General features: G+C 70.8%; 20 protein-coding genes. 10 read left to right on the top strand and 10 right to left on the bottom strand.

The window, feature by feature from the left end; translation table 11 throughout:
* From NT132_RS10735 to radA, 8 genes are all read left to right on the top strand, one after another.
* On the top strand, positions 1–962 hold a 962-nt coding region (locus tag NT132_RS10735; RefSeq protein ID WP_297788417.1), incomplete at its 5' end, for a BMP family protein.
* Positions 962–2,488, top strand: coding sequence for an ATP-binding cassette domain-containing protein (locus NT132_RS10730; RefSeq protein ID WP_297788414.1), 1,527 nt, complete (start codon positions 962–964; stop codon positions 2,486–2,488). The genes NT132_RS10735 and NT132_RS10730, both read left to right, overlap by 1 nt.
* Positions 2,485–4,296: an adenine deaminase C-terminal domain-containing protein gene (locus tag NT132_RS10725; protein WP_297788411.1), complete on the top strand. Its 1,812-nt coding sequence runs from the start codon at positions 2,485–2,487 to the stop codon at positions 4,294–4,296. Before NT132_RS10730 ends, NT132_RS10725 begins: the two co-directional genes overlap by 4 nt.
* The gene (locus NT132_RS10720; RefSeq protein ID WP_297788408.1) at positions 4,293–5,468 is read left to right on the top strand and encodes a hypothetical protein; all 1,176 of its coding nucleotides are present in this window, start codon (positions 4,293–4,295) and stop codon (positions 5,466–5,468) included. The genes NT132_RS10725 and NT132_RS10720 overlap by 4 nt, the downstream gene beginning before the upstream one ends.
* Positions 5,465–6,379, top strand: coding sequence for an ABC transporter permease (locus NT132_RS10715; protein ID WP_297788404.1), 915 nt, complete (start codon positions 5,465–5,467; stop codon positions 6,377–6,379). The genes NT132_RS10720 and NT132_RS10715 overlap by 4 nt, the downstream gene beginning before the upstream one ends.
* Before the next feature lie 46 nt (positions 6,380–6,425).
* Complete coding sequence (locus NT132_RS10710) at positions 6,426–7,541, top strand: acyl-CoA dehydrogenase family protein (RefSeq protein WP_297788400.1); 1,116 nt, start codon at positions 6,426–6,428, stop codon at positions 7,539–7,541.
* Between the two features lie 161 nt (positions 7,542–7,702).
* Entirely contained in the window at positions 7,703–9,064 is a 1,362-nt protein-coding gene (locus tag NT132_RS10705) for an amidohydrolase (protein ID WP_297788397.1), read from the top strand.
* 156 nt (positions 9,065–9,220) lie between these two features.
* Positions 9,221–10,603 (top strand): DNA repair protein RadA, encoded by a 1,383-nt coding sequence (gene radA, locus NT132_RS10700; RefSeq protein ID WP_297788394.1) that lies wholly within the window; start codon positions 9,221–9,223, stop codon positions 10,601–10,603.
* A gap of 46 nt (positions 10,604–10,649) precedes the next feature.
* On the opposite strand, the gene NT132_RS10695 is transcribed toward radA, so the two are convergent.
* Complete coding sequence (locus tag NT132_RS10695; protein ID WP_297788391.1) at positions 10,650–11,102, bottom strand: PPC domain-containing DNA-binding protein; 453 nt, start codon at positions 11,100–11,102, stop codon at positions 10,650–10,652.
* A 265-nt stretch (positions 11,103–11,367) separates the two neighbouring features.
* Between NT132_RS10695 and NT132_RS10690 the strand changes: the two genes are divergently transcribed.
* Positions 11,368–12,576, top strand: a complete 1,209-nt coding sequence (locus NT132_RS10690) for an amidohydrolase family protein (protein ID WP_297788388.1) — start codon at positions 11,368–11,370, stop codon at positions 12,574–12,576.
* On the opposite strand, the gene NT132_RS10685 is transcribed toward NT132_RS10690, so the two are convergent.
* The 6 genes from NT132_RS10685 to NT132_RS10660 all read right to left on the bottom strand — a co-directional run bounded on the left by NT132_RS10685 (position 12,573) and on the right by NT132_RS10660 (position 18,101).
* Positions 12,573–12,980, bottom strand: coding sequence for a dehydrogenase (locus tag NT132_RS10685; RefSeq protein WP_297788385.1), 408 nt, complete (start codon positions 12,978–12,980; stop codon positions 12,573–12,575). The genes NT132_RS10690 and NT132_RS10685 overlap by 4 nt on opposite strands.
* A gap of 38 nt (positions 12,981–13,018) precedes the next feature.
* Entirely contained in the window at positions 13,019–13,735 is a 717-nt protein-coding gene (locus NT132_RS10680; RefSeq protein ID WP_297788383.1) for a GntR family transcriptional regulator, read from the bottom strand.
* 110 nt (positions 13,736–13,845) lie between these two features.
* On the bottom strand, positions 13,846–14,619 hold the full coding sequence (locus tag NT132_RS10675) for a 3-oxoacyl-ACP reductase (protein WP_297788381.1): 774 nt from the start codon (positions 14,617–14,619) through the stop codon (positions 13,846–13,848).
* A gap of 32 nt (positions 14,620–14,651) precedes the next feature.
* Positions 14,652–16,013 carry an aldehyde dehydrogenase family protein gene (locus NT132_RS10670; protein WP_297788379.1) on the bottom strand — a complete coding sequence of 454 codons (1,362 nt, stop codon included), beginning with the start codon at positions 16,011–16,013 and terminating at the stop codon, positions 14,652–14,654.
* Positions 16,010–16,765 carry a gamma-glutamyl-gamma-aminobutyrate hydrolase family protein gene (locus tag NT132_RS10665; RefSeq protein WP_297788377.1) on the bottom strand — a complete coding sequence of 252 codons (756 nt, stop codon included), beginning with the start codon at positions 16,763–16,765 and terminating at the stop codon, positions 16,010–16,012. Before NT132_RS10665 ends, NT132_RS10670 begins: the two co-directional genes overlap by 4 nt.
* Positions 16,746–18,101: a glutamine synthetase family protein gene (locus NT132_RS10660; RefSeq protein WP_297788375.1), complete on the bottom strand. Its 1,356-nt coding sequence runs from the start codon at positions 18,099–18,101 to the stop codon at positions 16,746–16,748. The genes NT132_RS10665 and NT132_RS10660 overlap by 20 nt, the downstream gene beginning before the upstream one ends.
* A 196-nt stretch (positions 18,102–18,297) precedes the next feature.
* Between NT132_RS10660 and NT132_RS10655 the strand changes: the two genes are divergently transcribed.
* The gene (locus tag NT132_RS10655; protein ID WP_297788372.1) at positions 18,298–19,839 is read left to right on the top strand and encodes an amino acid permease; all 1,542 of its coding nucleotides are present in this window, start codon (positions 18,298–18,300) and stop codon (positions 19,837–19,839) included.
* Positions 19,840–19,885: 46 nt separating this feature from the next.
* Here the strand turns inward: NT132_RS10655 and NT132_RS10650 are convergent, their stop codons facing one another.
* The 3 genes from NT132_RS10650 to NT132_RS10640 all read right to left on the bottom strand — a co-directional run.
* Positions 19,886–20,557 carry a hypothetical protein gene (locus tag NT132_RS10650; protein WP_297788369.1) on the bottom strand — a complete coding sequence of 224 codons (672 nt, stop codon included), beginning with the start codon at positions 20,555–20,557 and terminating at the stop codon, positions 19,886–19,888.
* 52 nt (positions 20,558–20,609) lie between these two features.
* Positions 20,610–21,113: an amino-acid N-acetyltransferase gene (locus NT132_RS10645; RefSeq protein WP_297788366.1), complete on the bottom strand. Its 504-nt coding sequence runs from the start codon at positions 21,111–21,113 to the stop codon at positions 20,610–20,612.
* Between the two features lie 91 nt (positions 21,114–21,204).
* Positions 21,205–21,892 (bottom strand): AAA family ATPase (locus tag NT132_RS10640; protein ID WP_297788365.1); only part of this gene is annotated, 688 nt, incomplete at its 5' end.

Genomic DNA, 21,892 nt, shown 5'->3' with positions numbered 1-21,892 from the left:
TCGTCCTCGCCGGCTGCTCCGGCACCGCCGCTGAGACCGCCGACACCGAGGCGGGCTCCGACGTCATCCGCGTCGGAGCCCTGACCCCCGGCAACGCCAACGACGGTGCCTTCAACCAGGCGCTGGCCGACGCGCTCGCCCAGCTCGAGGACGAGGGCCTCATCGAGTACGAGCTGCGCGAGCAGATGGCGGACCCCGCCACCAGCGAGCCGGTCATCGCCGACTTCGCCAGCCATGTCTTCGACCTCATCATCGGTCACGGCATCGAGCTGGGCGACGCGATCTTCTCCGTCGCGGGCGACTTCCCTGACGTGAACTTCACCGCATCCGGTGGCGTCGACATCCTGGAGAAGGCCACCGACAACGTCGAGACGTGGACCTACGACGCCTCCCAGGTGGGCTACCTGTCCGGCTACATCGCCGGCCTCACGGGCGCCGCGAACATCGGCCGGGTCGAGAGCATGGAGCTCGACTTCGTCACCTTCACCGACCAGTACTTCCAGCAGGGCGTGCTCGCCGCGAACCCGGAGGCGGCGCTGCTGCCCGTCGTCTACGCCGGCAGCTTCGACGACGCCGAGGCCGCGGCCACCGCGACCACCGGCCTCATCGACCAGGGCGCCGACCTCGTCTACACCACCGGTGACGGCATTGCCGCCGGTGTCGGTGCCGCGGCCGCCAAGGGCGACGCACTGTCGGTCGGCGTCTCCGCCGCCGCCGGCGAGGAGGCCCTCAGCACCAACGTCTCCACCGTCGACCTCGACATGTACCCGATCGTCAAGGCGTGGGTCGAAGAGGTCGCCGACGGCTCGTTCGGAGGCCAGGGCGTCGTTTCGACCCTCGCCAACGGCGGTCTGACCTACACGCCGATCAACGACGTGGACGGCCGCGTCCCCGGCGACGTCTCGACGAAGGTCGAGGAGCTCATCGCCGGTCTCGCCGACGGAAGCATCACCCTCCCCTGATGACGGATCCTGTCATCGAGACCGACCGGGCGCTCGTCGCCCGGTCGGTCTCCAAGAGCTTCGGCGCCGTGCACGCCCTGCAGCACGTCGATTTCCGCGTGCGCCCCGGCACGGTGCACGCCCTCGTCGGCGAGAACGGTGCGGGCAAGTCCACACTCGCGAAGATCCTCGCCGGCATCGAATCCTCCGACACCGGCGGCATGACCATCGACGGGGTCGCCTACGCTCCCCGCGACCGCGCCGAGGGAAAGGCCCGCGGCGTCAACATGGTGCCGCAGCAGTTGAGCCTCGTGGGCGAGCTCAGCCTCGTCGAGAACCTCCTGCTCGCCGGTCCCCGCCGGATCGTCCGCCGCGCCGCCGCGCTCCGCACGCGGACCGCGACCCTGGAACGGTCGGGGGGCAGCGTCGACCTCGACGCCCCGACCGCAACCCTCAGCCAGGCGCACCGCCAGCTGGGCGAGATCGTCGTCGCCCTCGCGGAGGGCGCGACCACCATCATCCTCGACGAGCCGACCGCGAGCCTCGGCCCGGTCGAGGTCGGCGGCCTGTTCGCGCACCTGCGCGCCCTGTGCGACATCGGCACCGCGATCGTCCTCATCACCCACCGCCTCGACGAGGTCCGTGCCGTCGCCGACGACGTCACCGTGCTCTCACACGGGCGGCTCGTGCACCACGGCCCCGCGCGCGGCCTCAGCGCCGCCGATGTCGCACTGCTGATGGTGGGAGAACTCCCCGACCCCGCGCCGCGCGCCGAACGGCACCGCGGCGACGCCGTGCTCTCGATCGAGAGCGTGACCGCCGCTTCCGACACCGACGCGGCGCTCACCGATGTGACCCTGGCCCTTCACGCCGGCGAGATCGTGGGCGTGGCTGGCGTCGCCGGCAGCGGACAGAACACCCTGCTGGACGTGCTCGCCGGGATGCGTTCTCCCGCCTCCGGCACGGTCACGTTCGACGGTCGCACCGCCCCGACCGCGGCAGACCTCCTCCGCGGCGGCGTCGCCTGGATCCCCGAGGAGCGCTCCGACGCGCTCGTGCCGACCATGACCCTCGGCGATACCCTCGCGCTCTACTCGGCCGCCCGCGGCGAACGCCGACGCACCGGCGACACGGATGCGGCCGCGCAGCTGCGTGCGTTCGACGTCCGCCCGCCGACGCCCGCCCTTGCCGCCGGCGGTCTCTCCGGCGGCAATCAGCAGAAACTCCTGGTGTCCCGGGAGCTCGGACGCACCTGGCCCGGTACCCCGACCGGCGCTCCCCGCGTCGTCCTCGCGTACGGCCCGACGCAGGGGCTCGACCTCCGCGCCGCGCAGGCGATCCGCGAGCGGCTCGTCGCGGCGGCGGAGTCCGGGGCCGCGGTGCTCGTGGCATCCCATGATCTGGAAGAGATCCGCGACCTGGCCGACCGCGTGGTCGTGCTGTTCTCCGGACGCGTCGTCGCCGACCTCACGGCCGATGAGGCGACGACGTCACGGGTGGGAGCCGCCATGGCCGGGATCGACGCGCGCGACGAGGAGACGACATGACCGAACTGACCGACCTCCTTCCCACCACGGCGGAGCTGGTGCGGCTGCGCGCCGTCGCCGCGGGTCACGAGACGCCCGACCTCATCGTGCGCGGGGGCCTGGTGCAGTCCCCCGGCACGGAGGAGTGGCTGGAGCGCGACGTCCTCATCGCCGGACGCCACATCGCGACCCTGACGCCCTGGAATCACGTCGCGGATGCGGCGGCGGAGGTCGACGCCCGCGGCAGCCATGTGGTGCCCGGGTTCATCGACGCGCACCTGCACATCGAGTACACGAACCTCACCCCCGGCGAGCTCGGCCGGCTGTCCGTCGCCCGCGGCACGACGACTGTGCTCACCGACCCGAACGGCGCCGCCAACGTGTGGGGCGCGCGCGGCATGGACTTCCTGCTGCAGACCCGCACCCCGTTGCACGTGTTCCAGCAGGTGTCCCCGTCGACGCCCGGTTCGGCGGAGCTCGAACTGGGTGGCGCGGTGATCCCCGAGGCGACGGTGCGGGCGCGTCTGCACGATGACGTGACGGTGACTCTCGGCGAGAGCAATCCGTTCGACTACGGCGAGGTGTCGACCGGTCGCTTCCGGGAGGCGCTCACCGCCGGCCGCCGCATCACCGGCCACACCGCCGCCCAGACGCACGAGTCCCTCTGGGGGTACCTCGCCGCGGGCGTGAGCGACGACCACAATGCCGCAACGGTCGACGAGGTACTGGAACGGACGCGGCTCGGCGCGATGATCACGATCATGGGGTCGTCGTTGACCGACAACACGGTGCCGCTGTTCGCCGATCTCGATGCCATCGCGCCGGCCTTCCGGAGCCTGTGCTTCTGCGCGGACGACAAGCACGTGCACGACCTCACCACGCAGGGTCACATCGATCATCACGTGCGCCAGGCGATCCGGTTCGGCGTCGAGCCGCAGCTCGCCTACCGGATGGCGACGACCCAGCCGGCGCACTACTACCGGCTGGACCAGGTGGTGGGCCTGCTCGCCCCGTCCCGCCTCGCCGACCTGCAGATCATCCCCGACCTCGCCGAGGTGCGCCCGAGCACGGTGATCGTGGCCGGTGAGATCGTCGCACGGGACGGGGCCTCACTGTTCGAGAACACCGACGAGATCCCGGCGTGGACGACCGACACCGTGCACCTGCCCGAGACTCTGCCCGCCGACCTGTTCACGGTCGCCGCGCCCGCCGGCGCCGCCACCGTCTCGGTGCGGGCGATGGAGATGTACAACGGCTACTTCAAGCGGGCGTTCACCGCCACACTGCCGGTCGTCGACGGCGCGGTCTCGGCCGACCCCACCGACGATGTGCTGAAGATCGCGGTCGTCGACCGCCACCACGGCGAAGCGCTGACCGGCATCGGGTTCGTGCGCGGGTTCGGCCTCCGCCGCGGCGCGATCGCCATCACGATGAACTGCCCGAACATGAACATCTCGGTCGTGGGTGCCTCCGACGCGGACATGCGCCTCGCGGTGGCGGAGCTCGGCCGCATGGGCGGCGGATTCGTCACGGTGGCCGACGGCGAGGTGCTCGCCCGGGTGCCGCTGCCGGTGGGCGGCATGATGAGCGCTGCCCCGTACGAAGAAACCGCCGCAGCCCTCGCCCATGGGCACGCGACCACCGCCGAACTCGGCTGCCCGATCCCGTCCCCGTACATCATCCTGTCGTTCGTCGGCCTGTACGCGGTCCCCGACCTGGGGCTCACCGAGCGAGGCCTCATCGACGCGTACACGCAGCAGTTCGTCGATGTGCTCCTCCCGGGTCCGGTCGACGCCTGCGGTTACACCCATGACGAGGATCCGCAATGAGCAGGCATCGCGGTCGCATCCTCGTCGTCACGGCCTCGGTCGTGGCCGCGGTCCTCGTGGTGGCGACGTTCCTCATCCTCCTCGCCGGCGCCGACCCGGTCGTCGGGCTCCGGGGGCTCGTGGAGGGCGTGTCGAGTTCGCCCTATCGCATCGGCGAGCTCCTCGTCGGTGCGGTGCCGATCGCGATCGTCGCGCTCACCCTCATCCCGGCGCTGAAGGCCGGGATCTTCTCGGTGGGCGCGGAGGGACAGGTGACCCTCGGGGCGATCGCCGCGGCCGCGGCGATCCTCGGCATCCGTGATCTCACGAACGACACCGCACCCGCCGTGCTGTACCTCGTCGCGGGGGTGCTCGCCGGGGCCGCGGGCGGCGCCCTGTTCGCCCTGCTCCCCGCATGGCTCGCCGCCCGATGGCGCGTCAACGTCATCCTCTCGACCCTGCTGCTCAACTACGTCGCCACCGGGTTCCTCGGCTGGACGCTGCGCACCTGGCTGTCGACACCGGAGAACACCGCGACCCCGCAGAGCGAGAAGCTGCCGGACGCGGCGGCGCTGCCCGACCTCATCGTCGGCACCCGCGCGCATGTCGGCATCCTGCTGGTGCTCGTCGCCCTCGGTGCCTTCGAGTGGTGGCGCCGCACGGCAGGGGCCACCCGGGTCTCGGTGTTCGCCGAGCGTCCCGCCCTGGCGCTGCGGTTGGGCGCGACGCGCGGACGCACCCTGTACGGCACGATGCTCGTCTCCGGCGCGGGTGCAGGCGTGGTCGGGTGGATGCAGGTGGCCGGCGTGAACGACCGCCTCATGGGGTCCGTCTCGGGCGGAGTGGGGTTCTCCGGGCTGGCAGTCGCACTCCTCGGCGGGCTGCTGCCGGTCGGCATCGTGCTGGCCGCGCTCTTCTTCTCGGCCCTGACGGTCGGCGCGGTCGGCATGCAGTCGGCGACCGGCACCATCCCCTCCTCGATCGCCGACGTCATCAAGGGCGTGCTGCTGCTCGGCGTCGCCGTGATCGCCGCGCTCCGCCCCGGCGTCGTCCCCTCCGCGCACCCGGCGCCGGCCCCCGCGCCCGACGACGGCGCCTTCGCGCCGGACGAGCTGGCGGAGGCCGCCGACGAGTCCGTGACCACCGTGACAGCGGATGCGACCGTGACCGAGAACGAGGAGGCCGCACGATGACCCTGGCACTGTGGGCCTCGATCCTCGCCGGCGCGCTCGCTCTCGCCGCCCCGCTCATCATCGCCGGTGTCGGCGAGGGATTCGTGGAACGCGCAGGGCGCCTGAACCTCGGTATCGAGGGCATGATGATCCTCGGCGCCCTTACCGGCGTGTTCGTCGCTCACGTCGCGGGTCCCGTGGCGGGCCTGGTCGCTGCGGGCGTCGTGGGGCTCCTCCTCGCCGCACTGATGAACGTGCTCGTTTACGCGCTGAAGGCGAACGAGATCGTCGTGGGCCTCGCGATCACCATGCTGGGCCTCGGCCTCTCGACCTTCCTCTCGCAGGTGTGGATCCCGGCCGGCACGACCAACGTGAGCGTCGACACCATCTCTTCGCTCGACCTGGGCGCGCTCACCGACATCCCGCTGGTCGGCCCGATGCTCTTCGGGCAGAGCCCCGTCGTATACGGCACCATCGTGCTGCTCGCCGTCGCGTGGGCCGTCATGCGGTTCACCCGGTTCGGCCTGCAGGTTCGCGCGACCGGTGCGGATGCCGCATCCGCCGCGCTCCGCGGCGTGCGCCCGCGACGGGTGGGAGAGAACGCCCTGCTCATCGGCGGTGCGCTCGCCGGGATCGCCGGCGGCACGATCGCGCTCGCGGTGATCGGCTCGTTCACCCCAGGGATGACCGCCGGACGCGGCTACATCGTGCTCGCGATCGTCATCATGGGGCGCATGACCCCCCTCGGCATCGCCCTCGGGGGCCTCCTCTTCGGCTTCCTGCAGAACTTCTCGCTGCTGTCGCAGTCGACGAGCATCGAGCTGCCGAGCGAGGTGTTCACGACCCTGCCGTATCTCGTGACCCTCATCGTGCTCGTGGTGACTTCCCGCGCGGAGCTCCGCCGCCAAGCCGCCCGGCTCCGCCTGACGTGACCCTCACTAGACGGGGCGACCCGAATCGCCCCCAGAAAGGAACATCATGCTTACCCGCCCCTCTCCCGTGATCGTGCCCGCAACCGAGCAGCACTGGGTCGACGCCGTCGCCGCGCTCGCCCCGGCCTTCGCCGCCGCCGTCGCCGCCGACGACGCCGCCGCCCGCCTGCCGCTGGACCACCTGCAGGCGATCCACGCCACGGGACTGGATGCGGCATTCCTCCCCCGCGAGCATGGCGGCGAGGCGCTGTCCTACGCGACCCTCGGGGCGGTCGTGCGAGCGCTCGCCGCGGCGCACCCCGCCGTCGCGACCGTCTGGCTCATGCACATCGGCGCGGCGCACGGCCTCGTCACCCTGTCCGCGCCGGAGGAGGCCGCGTTCTTCGCCGCCGAACTCCGCGCCGGCCGTCGCTTCTCGAACGCGCTGTCCGAGCCCGCCGGTGGCAACTTCTTCCTCGCCTCGCAGCAGGACGCCACCCCCGCGGGCGAGGACTGGACGCTCACCGGTCGCAAGGTCTTCGTGTCGGGCTCCGAGGCGGCCGATCACCTGTTCCTCAACTCGCGCATCGACGGCGCACCCGCGTTCTTCGGCGTGACCGTCGACGACACGGTGAGCTTCCCGCCGATCGAAGAGACGATGGGCATGCGCGCCACGCGCAGTCGCACGATCGTGTTCGAGGGGACTCCGCTGCGTCGCGCGCGCCTCTGCGCCCCACCGGCCCCCGACTACGCGAACCTCATCACGGTGGGCTTCGCGTTCCTCTCGATCGGGATCGCAGAGTCCGCGATCGACGCGATTGCGGCGACCGCGAATCGGGAACGCGGCGGCTCGAAGCTCGCCGACGTGCAGTGGGTCCGGCAGGACACCGCCGCGGCGTGGGCCGAGATCGAGGCCGCACGTCTCCTCGCCGAGCGCACCGCCTGGCTCGCCGACCAGGGTTCACCGGAGGCGATGCTCGCCGCGACCGAGTCGAAGATGCACGCGAACGAGGTAGCCAAGCGTGCCGCGGCCGTCGCCGTCCGCGTCGGCGGTGGCGGCGGGTACCTGCTGACCTCGCCGATCCAGCGCATCTTCCGCGACGCGCAGGCGGGCGCACTCATGGCGTACTCGGTGCCGTTCAGCCAGGACGTCGTCGGCGGCTGGGTACTGCAGCCCGCCTGACCCCCAGACGCCGGGGCCGGCGGTGGAACCCCCAACACGCCGTCGGTCCCGGTCTTTTCCTCCGGGCGATCTTCATCCCCCGGAAACGCGAACCGCCGGGGCGGGAAACCCCGTCGCGGTCGAATGGATCCTGCACCATCCGCCCCACCGAGAGGACGCCCATGGGCATCCACATCCTCACCGCCGACATCGTCGTCCCCCTGAACGCCGCCCGCGACGTGCTGACGGATGCGGGGGTCGCCATCGACGGCGACACCATCATCGCCGTCGGCGCCGCCGCGGAGCTGCGCACCCGCTACCCCGACGCCCCGCACCGGCACCTGCCGGAGCGGGTGCTCATGCCGGGGCTCATCAACGCGCACCACCACTCGGGACTGCTGCGCGGCACCGCCGAGCATCTGCCGGTGTGGGAGTGGCTGCGGCTGCACATCGACCCCATGCACCGGGTGCTGCAGCCGGAGGATGCGGAAGCCGCGGCATGGCTCTGCTACGCCGAAGGGCTGCTGTCCGGCACCACGACGGTGGTCGACATGTGGCGGTTCATGGACGGCGCCGCCCGCGCCGCCGACGCCCTCGGCAACCGCGTCGTGACGGTGAACTACGTCGGCGAGCACCCCGACTACGACTACTTCGACACTCTCGATGACAACGAACGGATGCTGACCGAGTGGGCGGGGCACGACCGGGTCATGCCGTGGGTAGGGCTCGAGCATCCGTTCTACGCCGACGCCGCCGGCCAGCGCCGGGCTATCGCGCTGGCACAGCAGTACGACACCGGCCTGTACACGCACTGCAGCGAGTCCGAGCTCGACGTCGAACTGTTCGCCGCGCACACCGGCGCACGCCCCATGGTGGCGCTCGACCGGCTGGGGTTCTTCGACACCCCGCGAACGATGATCGCGCACGCGGTGTGGCTGGACGCGGACGAGATCGCCCTCATGGCCGCACGCGGGGTGAGCGTCTCGCACAACCCGGTCAGCAACATGAAGCTGGCGAGCGGCTTCGCGCCCGTCGCCGAACTGCTCGAGGCAGGGATCGCCGTCGGCCTCGGCACGGACGGCGAGAAGGAGAACAACAACCTCGACATGTTCGAGGAGATGAAGGTCGCCTCGCTGATGGGCAAGATCCGGAAGATGGATGCGGCCGCCATGGACTCCTGGCAGGTGCTACAGATGGCGACCATCGGGGGCGCCCGGGCCATCGGGCAGCAGGATCGTCTCGGTTCGCTCGAGGTGGGCAAGCAGGCGGACCTCGTGGCGGTGCGCACCGACACCCCGCGGATGACGCCGCTGCTCCCCTCGGGTGCGTACGCCAACATCCACCACAACCTCGTGCACGCGGTGCGCGGCAGTGATGTGGATCTCACCATGGTCGCCGGGCGGGTGATCGTCGACGGCGGCGAACTGGTCTCCGCGGACCTCGGCGAGATCATCGACCGCGCGCGCGCCCGCGTGCCCGATCTGTTCGCCCGCCGCTCCGCCTACCTCGAGTCCGTCGCGGAGCCCGAGGGCCTGATGCACTGAGTCCGCGGCGCGTCCCTCATCCGCGTCCCCGTCCACATCCGCCGAGACTTTACGAATGTCCCGCATTTCGGCCGAATACGGGACATTTGTGAAGTCTCGCGTGCCGGCGCGGGAGAGCGGGGCGGGGATGTCGGAGGGGGCACGTAGCCTGAGGGAATGGCAGCCAAACGTCCCGCCCCCGCCCCCTTCCGGTGCACCGAGTGCGGGTGGACGACGTCGAAGTGGGCGGGTCGCTGCGGCGAGTGCCAGCAGTGGGGCACCGTCGTCGAGGCGGTCGCGCAGACCGGGGTGATGCGCGGGTTCACGGCCGTGGTGCCCAACAGCGAGCGGGCCGCGCGACCGATCACGCAGCTGAGCACCCTCGACTCGCCCCGCCGTCCCACCGGGGTCGGCGAGTTCGACCGGGTGCTGGGTGGGGGCATCGTCCCGGGCGCCGCCGTGCTGCTGTCCGGCGAGCCCGGCGTCGGCAAGTCCACGCTGCTGCTCGAGGTCGCCGCCCGCGCCGCGCGCGACGGGTATCGCGTGCTGTACGTCAGCGCGGAGGAGTCGACCGCACAGGTGCGGCTGCGCGCCGAGCGCACCGGAGCCCTCCACGACGAGCTGTACATCGCCAGCGAGACCGACCTCGCTACCCTCATCGGGCACGTGGACGAGGTGAAACCCGGACTGTTGATCGTCGACTCGGTGCAGACGGTGTCGTCCGCGCTGAGCGAAGGCCTCGCCGGCCACCCGAGCCAGGTGCGCGAGGTCGCCGCCACCCTCGTGCGGGTCGCGAAGGAACGCGCCATGCCCGTGCTCATCGTCGGGCACGTGACGAAGGACGGGTCGATCGCCGGCCCGCGGCTCTTGGAGCACCTGGTCGACGTCGTCTGCCACTTCGAGGGCGACCGGCAGACGTCGCTCCGGTTCGTGCGGGCGCTGAAGAACCGCTTCGGGCCGACGGACGAGGTCGGCTGCTTCGAGATGACCGGCGACGGCATCGCCGAGGTCACCGATCCCTCGAGCCTCTTCCTCAGCACCGGCACCCCGGTGAGCGGCACCTGCGTCGCGGTGGCGCTCGAGGGCAAACGGGCGCTGCCGGTGGAGATCCAGGCGCTCGTGGTCCCCGCATCCGGACCCAACCCGCGCCGCGTGGTCAATGGGGTGGAGTCGTCCCGCGTGGCAATGATCCTCGCCGTGCTGGAGCGTCGCGCGCGCCTCCGGCTCAGCGAACGCGATGTCTACGTGTCGACCGTGGGAGGCGTGCGACTCACCGAACCCGCCACCGACCTCGCCATCGCCCTGGCGATCGCCAGCGCCGCGACCGATCAGCCGGTGCCGCACAAGGTCGCGGCCTTCGGCGAGCTCAGTCTCACCGGCGAGATCCGCGCCGTCACCCAGCTGGCGCAGCGACGCGCGGAGGCCACGCGGCTTGGCTACGAGGAGATCGTGGACTCCTCGATCCTCGATGTGACGAACGCGCTCATGCTGCTGCAGGTCATCGCCCGGCAGGCCGACCCGGAACCGCCCGCGGCCGTGACCGGGCGCGGCGCGTTCTGATCCGAGGCGCGCGTGTCGCCGGGGCGGGTCCGGCGCCCGGCTCGTGTCAGCCGCTGAAGTGCATGCAGGGGATTCCGAACTCAGGGCTCAGCCGTGGCGCGAACGTCGGCGCGAGGATCTCCTGCACGACGAGTTCCACGGTGTAGTGGGTCTCGGCGTAGAGGACGTGACCGGCGTAGGCGGCGCCTGCCTCTGCCTTCACCCCGGCGGCGACGTGCAGGTGCGCCCGCGGGATTCCGTCGACGGTCGAGATCGACCCGGCACCCACCCCTTCGAGATAGGTCACGTCGACGCTGGCCGGCAGCGGCGCTTCCGGGTCCTCGATCGGCCCGTCCGCGGCGATGAGGCCGACCCGGCGGAACGCCCCGAAGAACATGTCGATCGTCGCCGAGGTGACCCCGTGGGCGACGGCCCACGACGACACCGTCTCGAGCAGGTCTTCTCCGGGGTCGAGGACGACGAGGAATCGACGGCCGGTGGTGAGGGCGGCGCTACGCACAGCACTCCGCCTGATCGCTGTGCATGGGGAGTTCGGTCTCGTGCCGCATGGGGAGCCCTCCAAGTCGGGAACGGGACGCACCTGGACCCGGTCACGACCGTACTGCACCCCGGCGGTGCGGGAGTGCTGCGCTTCGGCGTGCGCCGCCCGCGCAGCGCCTTCGACCCGCACCGCCGTATCGTGCAAGAGGACGCCACCGACCGGATCACCGGCGCGCGGAGCCCGGAACGGTGAACACCGCCCGCGCGGAGAACGAGGAGACCCCATGAGCACGACCACGATCACCGGCGTCACGGTCTGGGACGGCGAGCGCGAGCGGGGCCTGAGCGATGTGACGTGGGAGGGCGACCGCATCCTCACGGTCGCGCCCAGCGCCGAGGGCACTGTCGACACCGGACTCTCCCTCATCCCCGGCCTCGTGGACACGCATGTGCACCTCGACACCGACGCCGTCACCGGCAAGGCCGATCGCGCCTGGGGGATCATCACCCCGCCCGAGGAACGATCGCTGCACGCCCTCGCCCACGCGCAGACCGCGATGCGCCACGGCGTCACCACGCTGCGCGACCTGGCCTCGGAGCCGGCGTACTTCGCCCTCTCCCGCATGCTCGACTCCGGGGTGATCACCGGCCCGCGCGTGCTGACCGCCGGACCCGTGGGCATGACCGCCGGGCACGGCGACCTGTTCACCCCGCCGCATTACCCGCACCGCCCGCCCGTGGCCGACAGCCCCGACGAGTGCCGGAAGCTCGTGCGCCACTGGGCACGCGCCGGCGCCGACGCCATCAAGGTGTACACGAGCGGCGGCATCCTCTCCATCGGCGACAAGGTCAGCTGGCGCAACCACACCGACGCGGAGCTCGCCGCCACCGTCGACGAGGCGCACGCGCTGGGCATGCTGGTTGCCGCCCACTCGCATTCGGTGGAGGGGATCGACCGCGCTCTGCAGGCCGGGGTCGACTCGATCGAGCACGGGACCGCGATGTCGATCGCGCAGATGGAGATCCTCGCCGAGCGACGCATCCCCGTCGCCCCGACGCTGTTGATCCACGTGCGCCTGGACGCGCGGGTCGAGGGCACCTCCGACGAGGCGCGGGAGAAAACCCTCGCCCTGTCGGCGGTGCGCGATCACACCCTCACCGAGGGCGGGCGCCGCGACGTGCGCTTCGTACTCGGCACCGACGCCAACGGCGTGTTCACGACCTTCGGCGACCAGATGGAGGAGCTGCGCATCATGGCGGCCCGGATCGGCTGGGATGCGGAGCGCACCCTGAAGTCCGGCACGAGCGACGCCGCTGATGCGATCGCGATGGGTCAGACCGTGGGGCGTATCCGCAGCGGCCTCGGCGCCGACCTGGTACTCATGGACGGCCGCCCGTGGCAGGACATCGCCGAGCTCGACACCGCCCGCATCCGCGCCGTCGTGTCGCGGGGGCGCCTCGTCGCGGGTGAGCTGCCGACGACCCGGGGCTAACCTTCGAGGCTCAGCGCCTCGATGATGTCGTCCGGAGTCGCCTGCAACGGGTGCGGGCCGGCGATGTCGAAGAATACGGTGGTGATCTCGTCGCGGTGCACGGTGAGGAATCGCAACAGCGTCGCCGGGTCCTGCAGGGCGACGGCGGGCGGCAGGGTCGCGGGCTTGTGCGTGGCGTCGCTGAACAGGAGCAGCGCGACCTGCCCGGTGTTCGGGTCGCGGTAGGTCCACACCTCACCCTGGTCGAGCGGATTGTCCCGGGCACCCGGCCGCATGAGCGGCACCACGGTCGGACCGTGCCGGAGCGCGAACGCCACGGCCGCCATGTCCTGCGTCTGCAGCGCGTCCGTCAGGGCCGTGTTCCGGAACTCCAGCTCCGTCTTGCCGCGCTTCTTCCCCGCCATCCCTCCAGCGTATCGCCGCGCCCCGACCCGAAGAGCCGTCAGGACAGGAAGCCGCGCATGAGGGTCTCGGATGCGGCGAGATGGTCGAGCATGGCGGCCTCGGCCGCATCCGCCCGCCCGGCGAGGATCGCCTGCACGATGCGCTCGTGCTGCGCCTCGGAGTGCTCGATCGTGCGCGGCAGCAGCGGGAAGGCGTCGAGCCACGTGTTCACCCGGGCCCGGCTCTCCGCCACCAGCGGCACGAGTGAGGCAATGCCGGCAGTCTCCGCAATCGTCAGGTGCAGCAGCGAGTCGAGGCGCCGGTACTCCTCGAGAGACGCCGCGGCGGCGGAGGTGTGCCGCTGCCACAGCGCGTCCCGCTCCTCCGCGGTCATGGTGCGGGCAGCCGCGGCGCGGGCAGCGCCGCCTTCCAGCACCCGCCGCATCCCGAGCGTGTCCTCGAGTTCCGCCGGTGTCACCTCGAGGGGCGCTGCGGGGCGCGGGAGCGGGTCGGCGACGAACGTGCCGCCATACCGCCCGCGCCGGGCCACCAGGAAGCCGGTGTCGCTGAGTTCGCGGATCGCCTCCCGCACGGTGTCGCGGCTGACTCCGTACATCTCCGCCAGCGCGCGCTCCGCCGGGAGCGCCTCGCCGGGTGCGACAACGCCGATGCGGATCGTCTGCGCGATGCGCGACACGGTGTCCTCCAGCGCGTTCGTCCGTCGCACCGGCCGGTACACCGCCCGCTGCACGTCGTCCCACGCCGTGTCCGTCACGGGTCCATTCTCCCGTGCGCGCGTGTGTCGGAATTCAGGCTCAGCGCACCGCGCGGGCCGATATCGGCCCCCGGGAGCGGTCTGCGCCTGAATTCCGACACCGCCACACCTCAGAGCGGGGTGACGTAGGCGTTGGTGATGCCGCCGTCGACGACGAACGCGGTGGCGGTGATGAAGGACGCATCGTCCGAGGCGAGGAACGCCACCGCCGCAGCGATCTCGTCGGGCTCCGCGAACCGGCCCATCGGCACGTGCACGAGCCGGCGCTGTGCGCGCTCCGGGTCCTTCGCGAACAGCTCCTGCAGCAGCGGCGTATTCACCGGCCCCGGGCACAGCGCATTGACGCGGATGCCCTGCCGGGCGAACTGCACCCCGAGCTCCCGGGTCATCGCCAGCACGCCGCCCTTGGAGGCGGTGTAGGAAATCTGCGACGTCGCGGACCCCAGCAGCGCGACGAACGACGCGGTGTTGATGATCGACCCGCGCCCGGCCGGCACCATGTGCCGGAGCGCGGCGCGCGAGCACAGATAGACGCTCTTCAGGTTGACGTCCTGCACCCGCTCCCAGGCGGGGAGCTCCGTCGTCTCGATCGAGTCGTCGTCAGCGGGCGAGATCCCCGCATTGTTGAACGCGATGTCGACGCTGCCGAGATCGGCCGCGACAGCGTCGAACAGCGCGTCGACGGACACCTCGTCGGCGACGTTCACCGGGCGGAACTCGCCCCCGACCTCCGCGGCCGCGCGGGCCCCCGCATCCGGATCCAGGTCGGCGATCACGACGCGCGCGCCCTCCGCCGCGAACCGTCGCGCGGTGGCGAGGCCGATGCCGGAGCCGCCGCCGGTCACGATCGCGACACGGTCCTTCAGCCGCTGGGTCAGATCCATTGCTCTCTCTTTCTGTTGGTGCACGTCGACGGTCAAGCCCGGTCGGTGGCGAAGAACACGTTCTTCGTCTCGGTGAAGTGCTCGGCCGCGTCCGGGCCGAGCTCGCGGCCGAGGCCGGATGCCTTCATCCCGCCGAAGGGGGTCCAGTACCGCACCGAGGAGTGCGAGTTGACCGACAGCACGCCGCTCTTCACGGCCCGCGAAACCCGCACGGCGCGGCCGAGGTTCTCGGTCCAGATCGACCCCGCGAGCCCGTACACGGTGTCGTTGGCGAGCCGGATGGCGTCGGCCTCGTCGTCGAACGGGAGCACCGCGACGACCGGCCCGAAGATCTCCTCGCGGGCGACCCGGTCACCGGGCTCCGCGAGCACGACGGCGGGCGCGAACCAGAAGCCATCGCCGGTCGGTGCGGAGCCGCGGAAGGCCACATCGACGCCGTCCAGGTACGCCGCGACGCTATCCCGGTGCCCCGCCGAGATGAGCGGCCCCATGTCGGTGGCCTCGGATGCGGGATCCCCCACGCGCCAGTCGCGCACCGCGGGCTCCAGCAGTTCGAGGAACCGATCGTAGACGCTCCGTTGCACCAGCAGGCGGCTCCGGGCGCAGCAGTCCTGTCCGGCGTTGTCGAACACGGATCCGGGCACGGCCGCGGCGGCTGCTACGAGGTCCGCGTCCTCGAACACGACGTTGGCGCTCTTGCCGCCGAGTTCGAGCGTCACCGGCTTCAGCAGCTGCGCGCATCCCGCCGCGACCGACACCCCGACCTCGGTGGAGCCGGTGAAGACGACCTTCCGCACGTCCGGGTGCGACACGAAGCGCTGACCGACGACCGTGCCGGAGCCGACGACGACCTGGAAGAGGCCCTCCGGCAGCCCCGCCTCGAGGGCCAGCTCGCCGAGACGCACCGCGGTGAGCGGGGTGAGCTCGGCGGGTTTCAGCACGACGGCATTCCCGGCGGCAAGCGCCGGGGCGAAGCCCCACGACGCGATCGTCATCGGGAAGTTCCACGGGACGATGATGCCGACGACGCCGTACGGCTCGTGGAAGGTGACGTCGAGGCCGCCGGGCACCGGGATCTGTGCGCCCATGAGCCGCTCCGGCGCACCGGAGTAGTAGTTCAGCACCTGCGCGACGTGCCCTGCCTCCCACCGGGCCGATCCGACCGGGTGGCCGGAGTTCCGCACCTCCAGCTGCGCCAGCTCCTCGACGTGCTCCTCGACGACACGGGCGAAGGCGCGGAGGGCGTCGGCGCGGGCGCCGGGGGCGAGCGCGGCCCAGCCGCGCTGCGCGGCGACGGCACGGGCGACCGCCGCATCCACATCCGCCACCTCGGCACGCTGCAGCGTGGTGATCGGGCGGGCGGTCGCGGGGTCGATGACGGTGAACTCGCTCATGCGTGGATCTCCTGCCGTGCGGCACGGTGGGCGGATGCGGCGGCCACGAGGCCGAGGAAGAGTCGCCGGTCCGCGGCGTTCTCCTCCGGATGCCACTGCACCGCCACGAGGTACTCCTCGCCCGGCAGCTCGAGGGCCTGCACCAGGCCGTCGTCGGTGCGCGCGGTGACCACGAGGCCCTCGCCCACCCGGTCCACCCCCTGGTGGTGGTAGCTGTGGACGTCGACGCCACCTGTGCCGACGAGACCGGCGAGGCGGGTGCCGTCGTCGACGTGTACCGTGTTCTGTGCGAACACGCCCCCGCCGATCTTGTAGCGGTCGGAGCCGAGCGCCTCGGGGAGGTGCTGGTGCAGGGTGCCCCCGTACGCGACGTTGATGAGCTGCAGCCCCCGGCAGATACCGAACACGGGGATGCCACGGGTCAGGGCACCGCGAAGCAGCGCCAGCTCCCACGCATCCCGGTCCGGCCGGGCGGGATCGGTGCTGGGGTGCCGTTCGGCGCCGTAGAGCTCGGGCTGCACGTCGAGGCCGCCGGTGAGAATGAGGCCATCGAGGCTGTCGAGCACCACCTCGGCCGCCCGGTCCGGTGACGCCTGCGGCGGGAGCAGCACGGCGGCGGCGCCCGATGCGGTCACCGCCTCGAGGTATTGCTGCGGCAGGAACGAGGCCCGCACGTCCCAGACCCCCTGCCTTGCCCGCTCCAGGTAGGTGGTCAGTCCCACCACCGGCAGGTCAGAGTCGTTCGAAGCCACGGACCCGCTCCCAATCGGTCACGGCCGCGTCGTAGGCCTCGACCTCGATGCGCGCCTGGTTCAGGTAGTGCGCCACCACGTCCTCACCGAACGCCTCCCGCGCGATCGCGGAGTCGGCGAAGAGCGCGGCCGCCTCGCGGAGCGTCGTGGGGAGGGTGTCGACGCCGGCGTCGTAGGCGTTCCCGGCGAGTGGCTCGGGCAGCGGGAGCTCATGTTCGATGCCGTACAGCCCGCCGGCGATGATCGCGGAGATCGCGAGGTACGGGTTCACATCTCCCCCGGGCACCCGGTTCTCCACCCGCAGACCCGCGCCGTGGCCGACGACCCGCAGGGCGCAGGTGCGGTTGTCCAGGCCCCAGGCGATGCCGGTCGGGGCGAACGAGCCCTTCGCGAACCGCTTGTACGAGTTGATGGTGGGCGCATACAGCAGCGTGAATTCGCGGAGCGTCGCGAGCACGCCGGCGATCCAGTGCTCCATCAGCGGACTGAACCCGTGCGCTCCGTCGCCCGCCATGACCGCATCGCCGTCCTCGGAGCGCACCGAGAGGTGGATGTGGCAGCTGTTGCCCTCGCGCTCGTTGAACTTGGCCATGAACGTGAGCGACTTGCCGTGGGCATCGGCGATCTCCTTCGCCCCGTTCTTGTACAGCGTGTGCTGGTCGGCGGTCTCGAGCGCCTCGGCGTAGCGGAACCCGATCTCCTGCTGCCCGAAGTTGCACTCGCCCTTCACGCCCTCGCAGTACAGGCCCGCACCCTCCATGCCGCGGCGGATGTCGCGCAGCAGCGGCTCCATCCGGGTGGTCGCGAGCAGGTTGTAATCCACGTTGTAGTCGGTCGCCGGGGTGAGGTCGCGATACCCCTTGCCCCAAGCCTCGCGGAAGGAGTCGTCGAAGACGATGAACTCCAGCTCCGTGGCCGCATAGGCGACGAGGTTCTGCTCGGCCAGTCGCGACCGCTGCCGGTCGAGGATGCTCCGCGGCGCCGGGGTCACCACATCCTGGTTCTCCCACCGCAGGTCGCTCATCACGAGCGCCGTAGCAGGCTGCCACGGGATGCGGCGGAGCGTCGCGAGGTCGGGAACGAGCACCATGTCGCCGTACCCGGTCTCCCAGCTCGACATCGCGTACCCCTCGACGGTGTTCACATCGACGTCGACCGAGAGGAGGTAGTTGCAGGCCTCGGCACCGTGCGGCAGCACGACGTCCTGCCACATCCGTCCGGACACGCGTTTGCCGACGAGCCGGCCCTGCGCATCGGCGAACGCGACGATGACGGTGTCGATGTCTCCGCTATCGATCGCCGCCGACAGTTCGGCGGTGGTGAGATTGCCCGGCATGGCACGTCCTCTCTCGCTCGATGGTGCGAGCGAACCTACCTTTGCAGACCGATGCTCCGGCCATCCGGCCTCACTGTAACGAGAAAGTCACATTCAAAGGTAGACGAAACCCGCCAATAGCCGACACAATCATGCGCAACGCGGACGCAACGGTGCGTGCGCACGCCCGCACGACCCGATGCCTGACGGAGGACGGATGTCTCAGAGCAGTGAATCCCGGAAAGTCTCGGGAGCGACCTATACCCGGGCGGGGACGGACTACTTCGCACGCCGCACGCTGAAACGCTCCGCCGGTGTCTGGGGACTGTGGGGTCTCGCCGTCGCCGCGGTCATCTCCGGCGACTTCTCCGGCTGGAACTTCGGCATCGACTTCGCCGGCTTCGGCGGGATGCTGATCGCCTTCGTCATCCTGGTCGCCATGTACTACGGCATGATCTTCTCGATCGGCGAGATGGCGGCCGCGATGCCGCACACCGGCGGCGCCTATTCCTTCGCCCGTACCGCGATGGGCCCGTGGGGCGGCCTCATCACCGGCGCGGCCGAGACGATCGAGTACGTGGCCACGACCGCGGTGATCGTCTACTTCTCCGCCTCGTACGCGGATGCCATCACGAGTGAGCTGCTGGACTTCTCGATGCCCGCGTGGATCTGGTGGGTCATCCTGTACGCCGTATTCATCGCGCTGAACGCCGCGGGAGCGAACATCTCGTTCACCTTCGCGATCGTCGTCTCGATCATCTCCATCGGCATCATCCTGGTGTTCTCCGCCATGGCGATCTTCTCCGGGGCGTTCTCCTGGGCGAGCCTCTGGGACATCGCCCCGGATGCGGGTCAGACCGAATTCCTGCCCCACGGTGTGCTGCCGATCCTGTTCGCCCTCCCGTTCGCGATGTGGTTCTTCCTCGGGATCGAGGAGCTGCCGCTGGCCGCGGAGGAGTCGCACAACCCGGTCCGGGACATCCCGCGAGCCGGGTTCTGGGCCCGCGGCACCCTCATCGTCACCGGCCTCCTGGTGCTGTTCCTCAACACCGGCGTCATCGGCGCCGAGGCCACCGGCGTCGCCGGAGAACCACTCCTCGACGGGTTCCGCGCCATCGTCGGCGACGGGGCGGCGGCCGTGCTGGCGCTGTTCGCCCTCGTCGGGCTCCTCGCCTCCCTGCAGGGGATCATGTTCGCCTACGGCCGCAACATGTACTCCCTCTCACGCGCCGGGTACTACCCGCGCTGGCTCTCCCTCACCGGGAAGCGGCAGACGCCGTGGGTGGCGCTCGTCGTCGGCGCGGTCGTCGGCTTCATCGCCCTCGTGGTGCTCGACGGCCTCGCCGCCGTGAACGAGGACGTCGGCGCGGTCGCCGGCGCCATCGTGCTGAACATCGCGGTGTGGGGCGCGGTGCTCGCGTACTTCCTGCAGCTGGTGTCGTTCATCATCCTTCGCCGCAAGTACCCGAACGTCAGCCGCCCGTACCGAAGCCCCTGGGGCGTGCCGGGTGCCGTCATCGCGGCGGTCATCGCCGCACTGATCTTCGTCGGCTTCCTGCTGAACCCCACGTTCCTGCCGGCGATCATCGCGATCGTCGTCGTCTACGCCATCATCCTCATCGGGTTCGCGGTGTTCTTCCGCCACCGCCTGGTGCTCTCCCCCGAGGAGGAGTACGCGCTCTCCGGCGGCAGCCACGGCGACCCGCAGGCCGAAGGCTACGACGCGATGGAGAAGGAAGTCTTCGACGACAAGGCGTAGTCCGCACCCCGGATGCGAACGTGCCCCCTCGCGCGAACGCGAACGCTCAATAGAGCAGGAACTGCGCGGTGGTCGCAGACGTGATCCCGCCGATCGCGACGGCCAGATGGTACGACGCGCCGTTCGCCGGCGCGTTCGCACGGACTCCATCGCAGGAATCGACCGAGGAGCGGGTGCGATCCCACACCACCGGAGTCGCGCTCGTGACCGTCTGGCCCGCGGTGATGGTGACGATCATGTCGCTCGGCTCGGTCTGGCAGTCGGTGGACCGCCAGTACGCCTCGCTGCCGCTCGTGACGATGAACGACTGCGTCGTGGTGCCGACGTTCATGGCGCAGTCGTCGCCGGTGTTCGTGAGCCGGATGGAGAACTGCGGGTTCTGTCCTGCGGCGTACGTCGACTGGTCCGTGACCGCCTCCACCGTCACATCTCCCGGCGTGCACTCGGGCAGGGTGTCGGCGGGCGGAGCGGTCGCGGTGGCGGCGGCCTCCGCATCCTCCGCGGTGTCGGGGCCGGCGGACGTGGACACGGTCGGCGTCGCGCTCGGCGTGCTCACGCTCGGCGCCGGAGTGGGAGCGGCGGCCTGATCGCCTCGCCACGGCTGCGCGATCAGCAACCAGACGACACCCACGATGACGAGCAGAAGGAGGAAGAGCGCCAGGCGCCGGCGCCGATAGACAGCGGGCGACGGCCGGCGACGAGGGGCGGTGTTGCTCACCAGACCAGGCTACGTTCCCGCCCCGACCACGCCGGACAGCGCGGCGGGCGCGTCAGAGGGTCTTCAGCATCCGGGTGTTGCCGAGCGTGTTCGGCTTCACGTGCGCGAGGTCGAGGAACTCCGCGATGCCCTGGTCGGGGCTGCGCACCAGCTGCGCATAGACGTCCGGGTCGACGACATGCTCGCCGATGGGCTGGAACCCGCGGCGGGTGAAGAAGTCCACCTCGAAGGTGAGGCAGAACAGGCGCGAGAGACCGAGCGCGCGCGCGTCCGCCTCCAGTGCCTCCACGATCGCCCGTCCGACACCGTGGTGGAGCCAATCGTCGGCGACGATCAGCGTGCGCACCTCGCCCAGGTCCTCCCACATGACGTGGAGCGCGCCGCATCCGATGAGCCGTCCGGACGCGTCCTCCGCGACCACGAACTGCTGCACCGCCTCGTAGAGCACGACGATGTCCTTGCCGAGGAGGATTCGCCGCTGCACATAGGGCTCGAGCATGCGGTGGATGCTGCGGACATCCGCGGCGCGCGCATGCCGGACGGTGAATTCGCTCACCCTCCCACCCTATGCCCGGAGGAGTTACGCACCCCGGACACACCGAAGGGCGGCATCCGCGCACTCACGGATACCGCCCTTCCGGATGCGGTTACTCGGCCGCGGCGATGTCGGGGGTCGCGGCGATCTCCGCCGGTGCACCCACGCCCACCGCGACCGTCTCGCCTCGCGGCGTATGGACAAAGTGGAACTTGCCGTCCTGCACGTCGACGAGGATGTGGTCGCCGGCGTCGAGCTGACCGTGAAGGATCTGCTCGGACAGCTGGTCCTCGATCTCGCGCTGCATGGCACGGCGGAGGGGACGGGCACCGAGGGTCGGGTCGAACCCGATCTCGATGAGCTTGTCCTTCGCCTCGCGCGACAGCTCGAGCGTCAGGTCGCGGTCGAGCAGGCGCTCGGCCAGCCGCTTGGTGAACAGGTCGACGATCTGTCGCAGTTCGTCGCGGTTCAGCTGCGGGAACACGATGACGTCGTCGAGACGGTTGAGGAACTCGGGCTTGAAGTGACGCTTCAGTTCCTCGTCGACCTTGCCCTTCATCCGCTCGTAGCTGGTCTGGCTGTTGCCCTCGACCTGGAACCCGACCGGGCCACCGGCGATCGCCGACGAACCGAGGTTCGTCGTCATGATGATCACGGTGTTCTTGAAGTCGATCATGCGACCCTGACCGTCGGTCAGGCGACCCTCTTCGAGGATCTGCAGGAGCGAGTTGAAGATTTCCGTGTGAGCCTTCTCGATCTCGTCGAACAGCACGACCGAGAACGGCTTGCGGCGCACCTTC

Source organism: Microbacterium sp. (assembly GCF_026393345.1).
In the GTDB taxonomy this organism is placed as follows: Bacteria; Actinomycetota; Actinomycetes; order Actinomycetales; family Microbacteriaceae; genus Microbacterium.
This window is presented reverse-complemented; position numbering and strand designations above follow the sequence as displayed.

Bases quoted from the DNA above. Each gene is read 5' to 3' on its own strand.
- NT132_RS10730 (WP_297788414.1), top strand. From the start codon at position 962: ATGACGGATCCTGTCATCGAGACCGACCGGGCGCTCGTCGCCCGGTCG.
- NT132_RS10725 (WP_297788411.1), top strand. From the start codon at position 2,485: ATGACCGAACTGACCGACCTCCTTCCCACCACGGCGGAGCTGGTGCGG.
- NT132_RS10720 (WP_297788408.1), top strand. From the start codon at position 4,293: ATGAGCAGGCATCGCGGTCGCATCCTCGTCGTCACGGCCTCGGTCGTG.
- NT132_RS10715 (WP_297788404.1), top strand. From the start codon at position 5,465: ATGACCCTGGCACTGTGGGCCTCGATCCTCGCCGGCGCGCTCGCTCTC.
- NT132_RS10710 (WP_297788400.1), top strand. From the start codon at position 6,426: ATGCTTACCCGCCCCTCTCCCGTGATCGTGCCCGCAACCGAGCAGCAC.
- NT132_RS10705 (WP_297788397.1), top strand. From the start codon at position 7,703: ATGGGCATCCACATCCTCACCGCCGACATCGTCGTCCCCCTGAACGCC.
- radA (WP_297788394.1), top strand. From the start codon at position 9,221: ATGGCAGCCAAACGTCCCGCCCCCGCCCCCTTCCGGTGCACCGAGTGC.
- NT132_RS10690 (WP_297788388.1), top strand. From the start codon at position 11,368: ATGAGCACGACCACGATCACCGGCGTCACGGTCTGGGACGGCGAGCGC.
- NT132_RS10685 (WP_297788385.1), bottom strand. From the start codon at position 12,980: ATGGCGGGGAAGAAGCGCGGCAAGACGGAGCTGGAGTTCCGGAACACG.
- NT132_RS10675 (WP_297788381.1), bottom strand. From the start codon at position 14,619: ATGGATCTGACCCAGCGGCTGAAGGACCGTGTCGCGATCGTGACCGGC.
- NT132_RS10670 (WP_297788379.1), bottom strand. From the start codon at position 16,013: ATGAGCGAGTTCACCGTCATCGACCCCGCGACCGCCCGCCCGATCACC.
- NT132_RS10660 (WP_297788375.1), bottom strand. From the start codon at position 18,101: ATGCCGGGCAATCTCACCACCGCCGAACTGTCGGCGGCGATCGATAGC.
- NT132_RS10655 (WP_297788372.1), top strand. From the start codon at position 18,298: ATGTCTCAGAGCAGTGAATCCCGGAAAGTCTCGGGAGCGACCTATACC.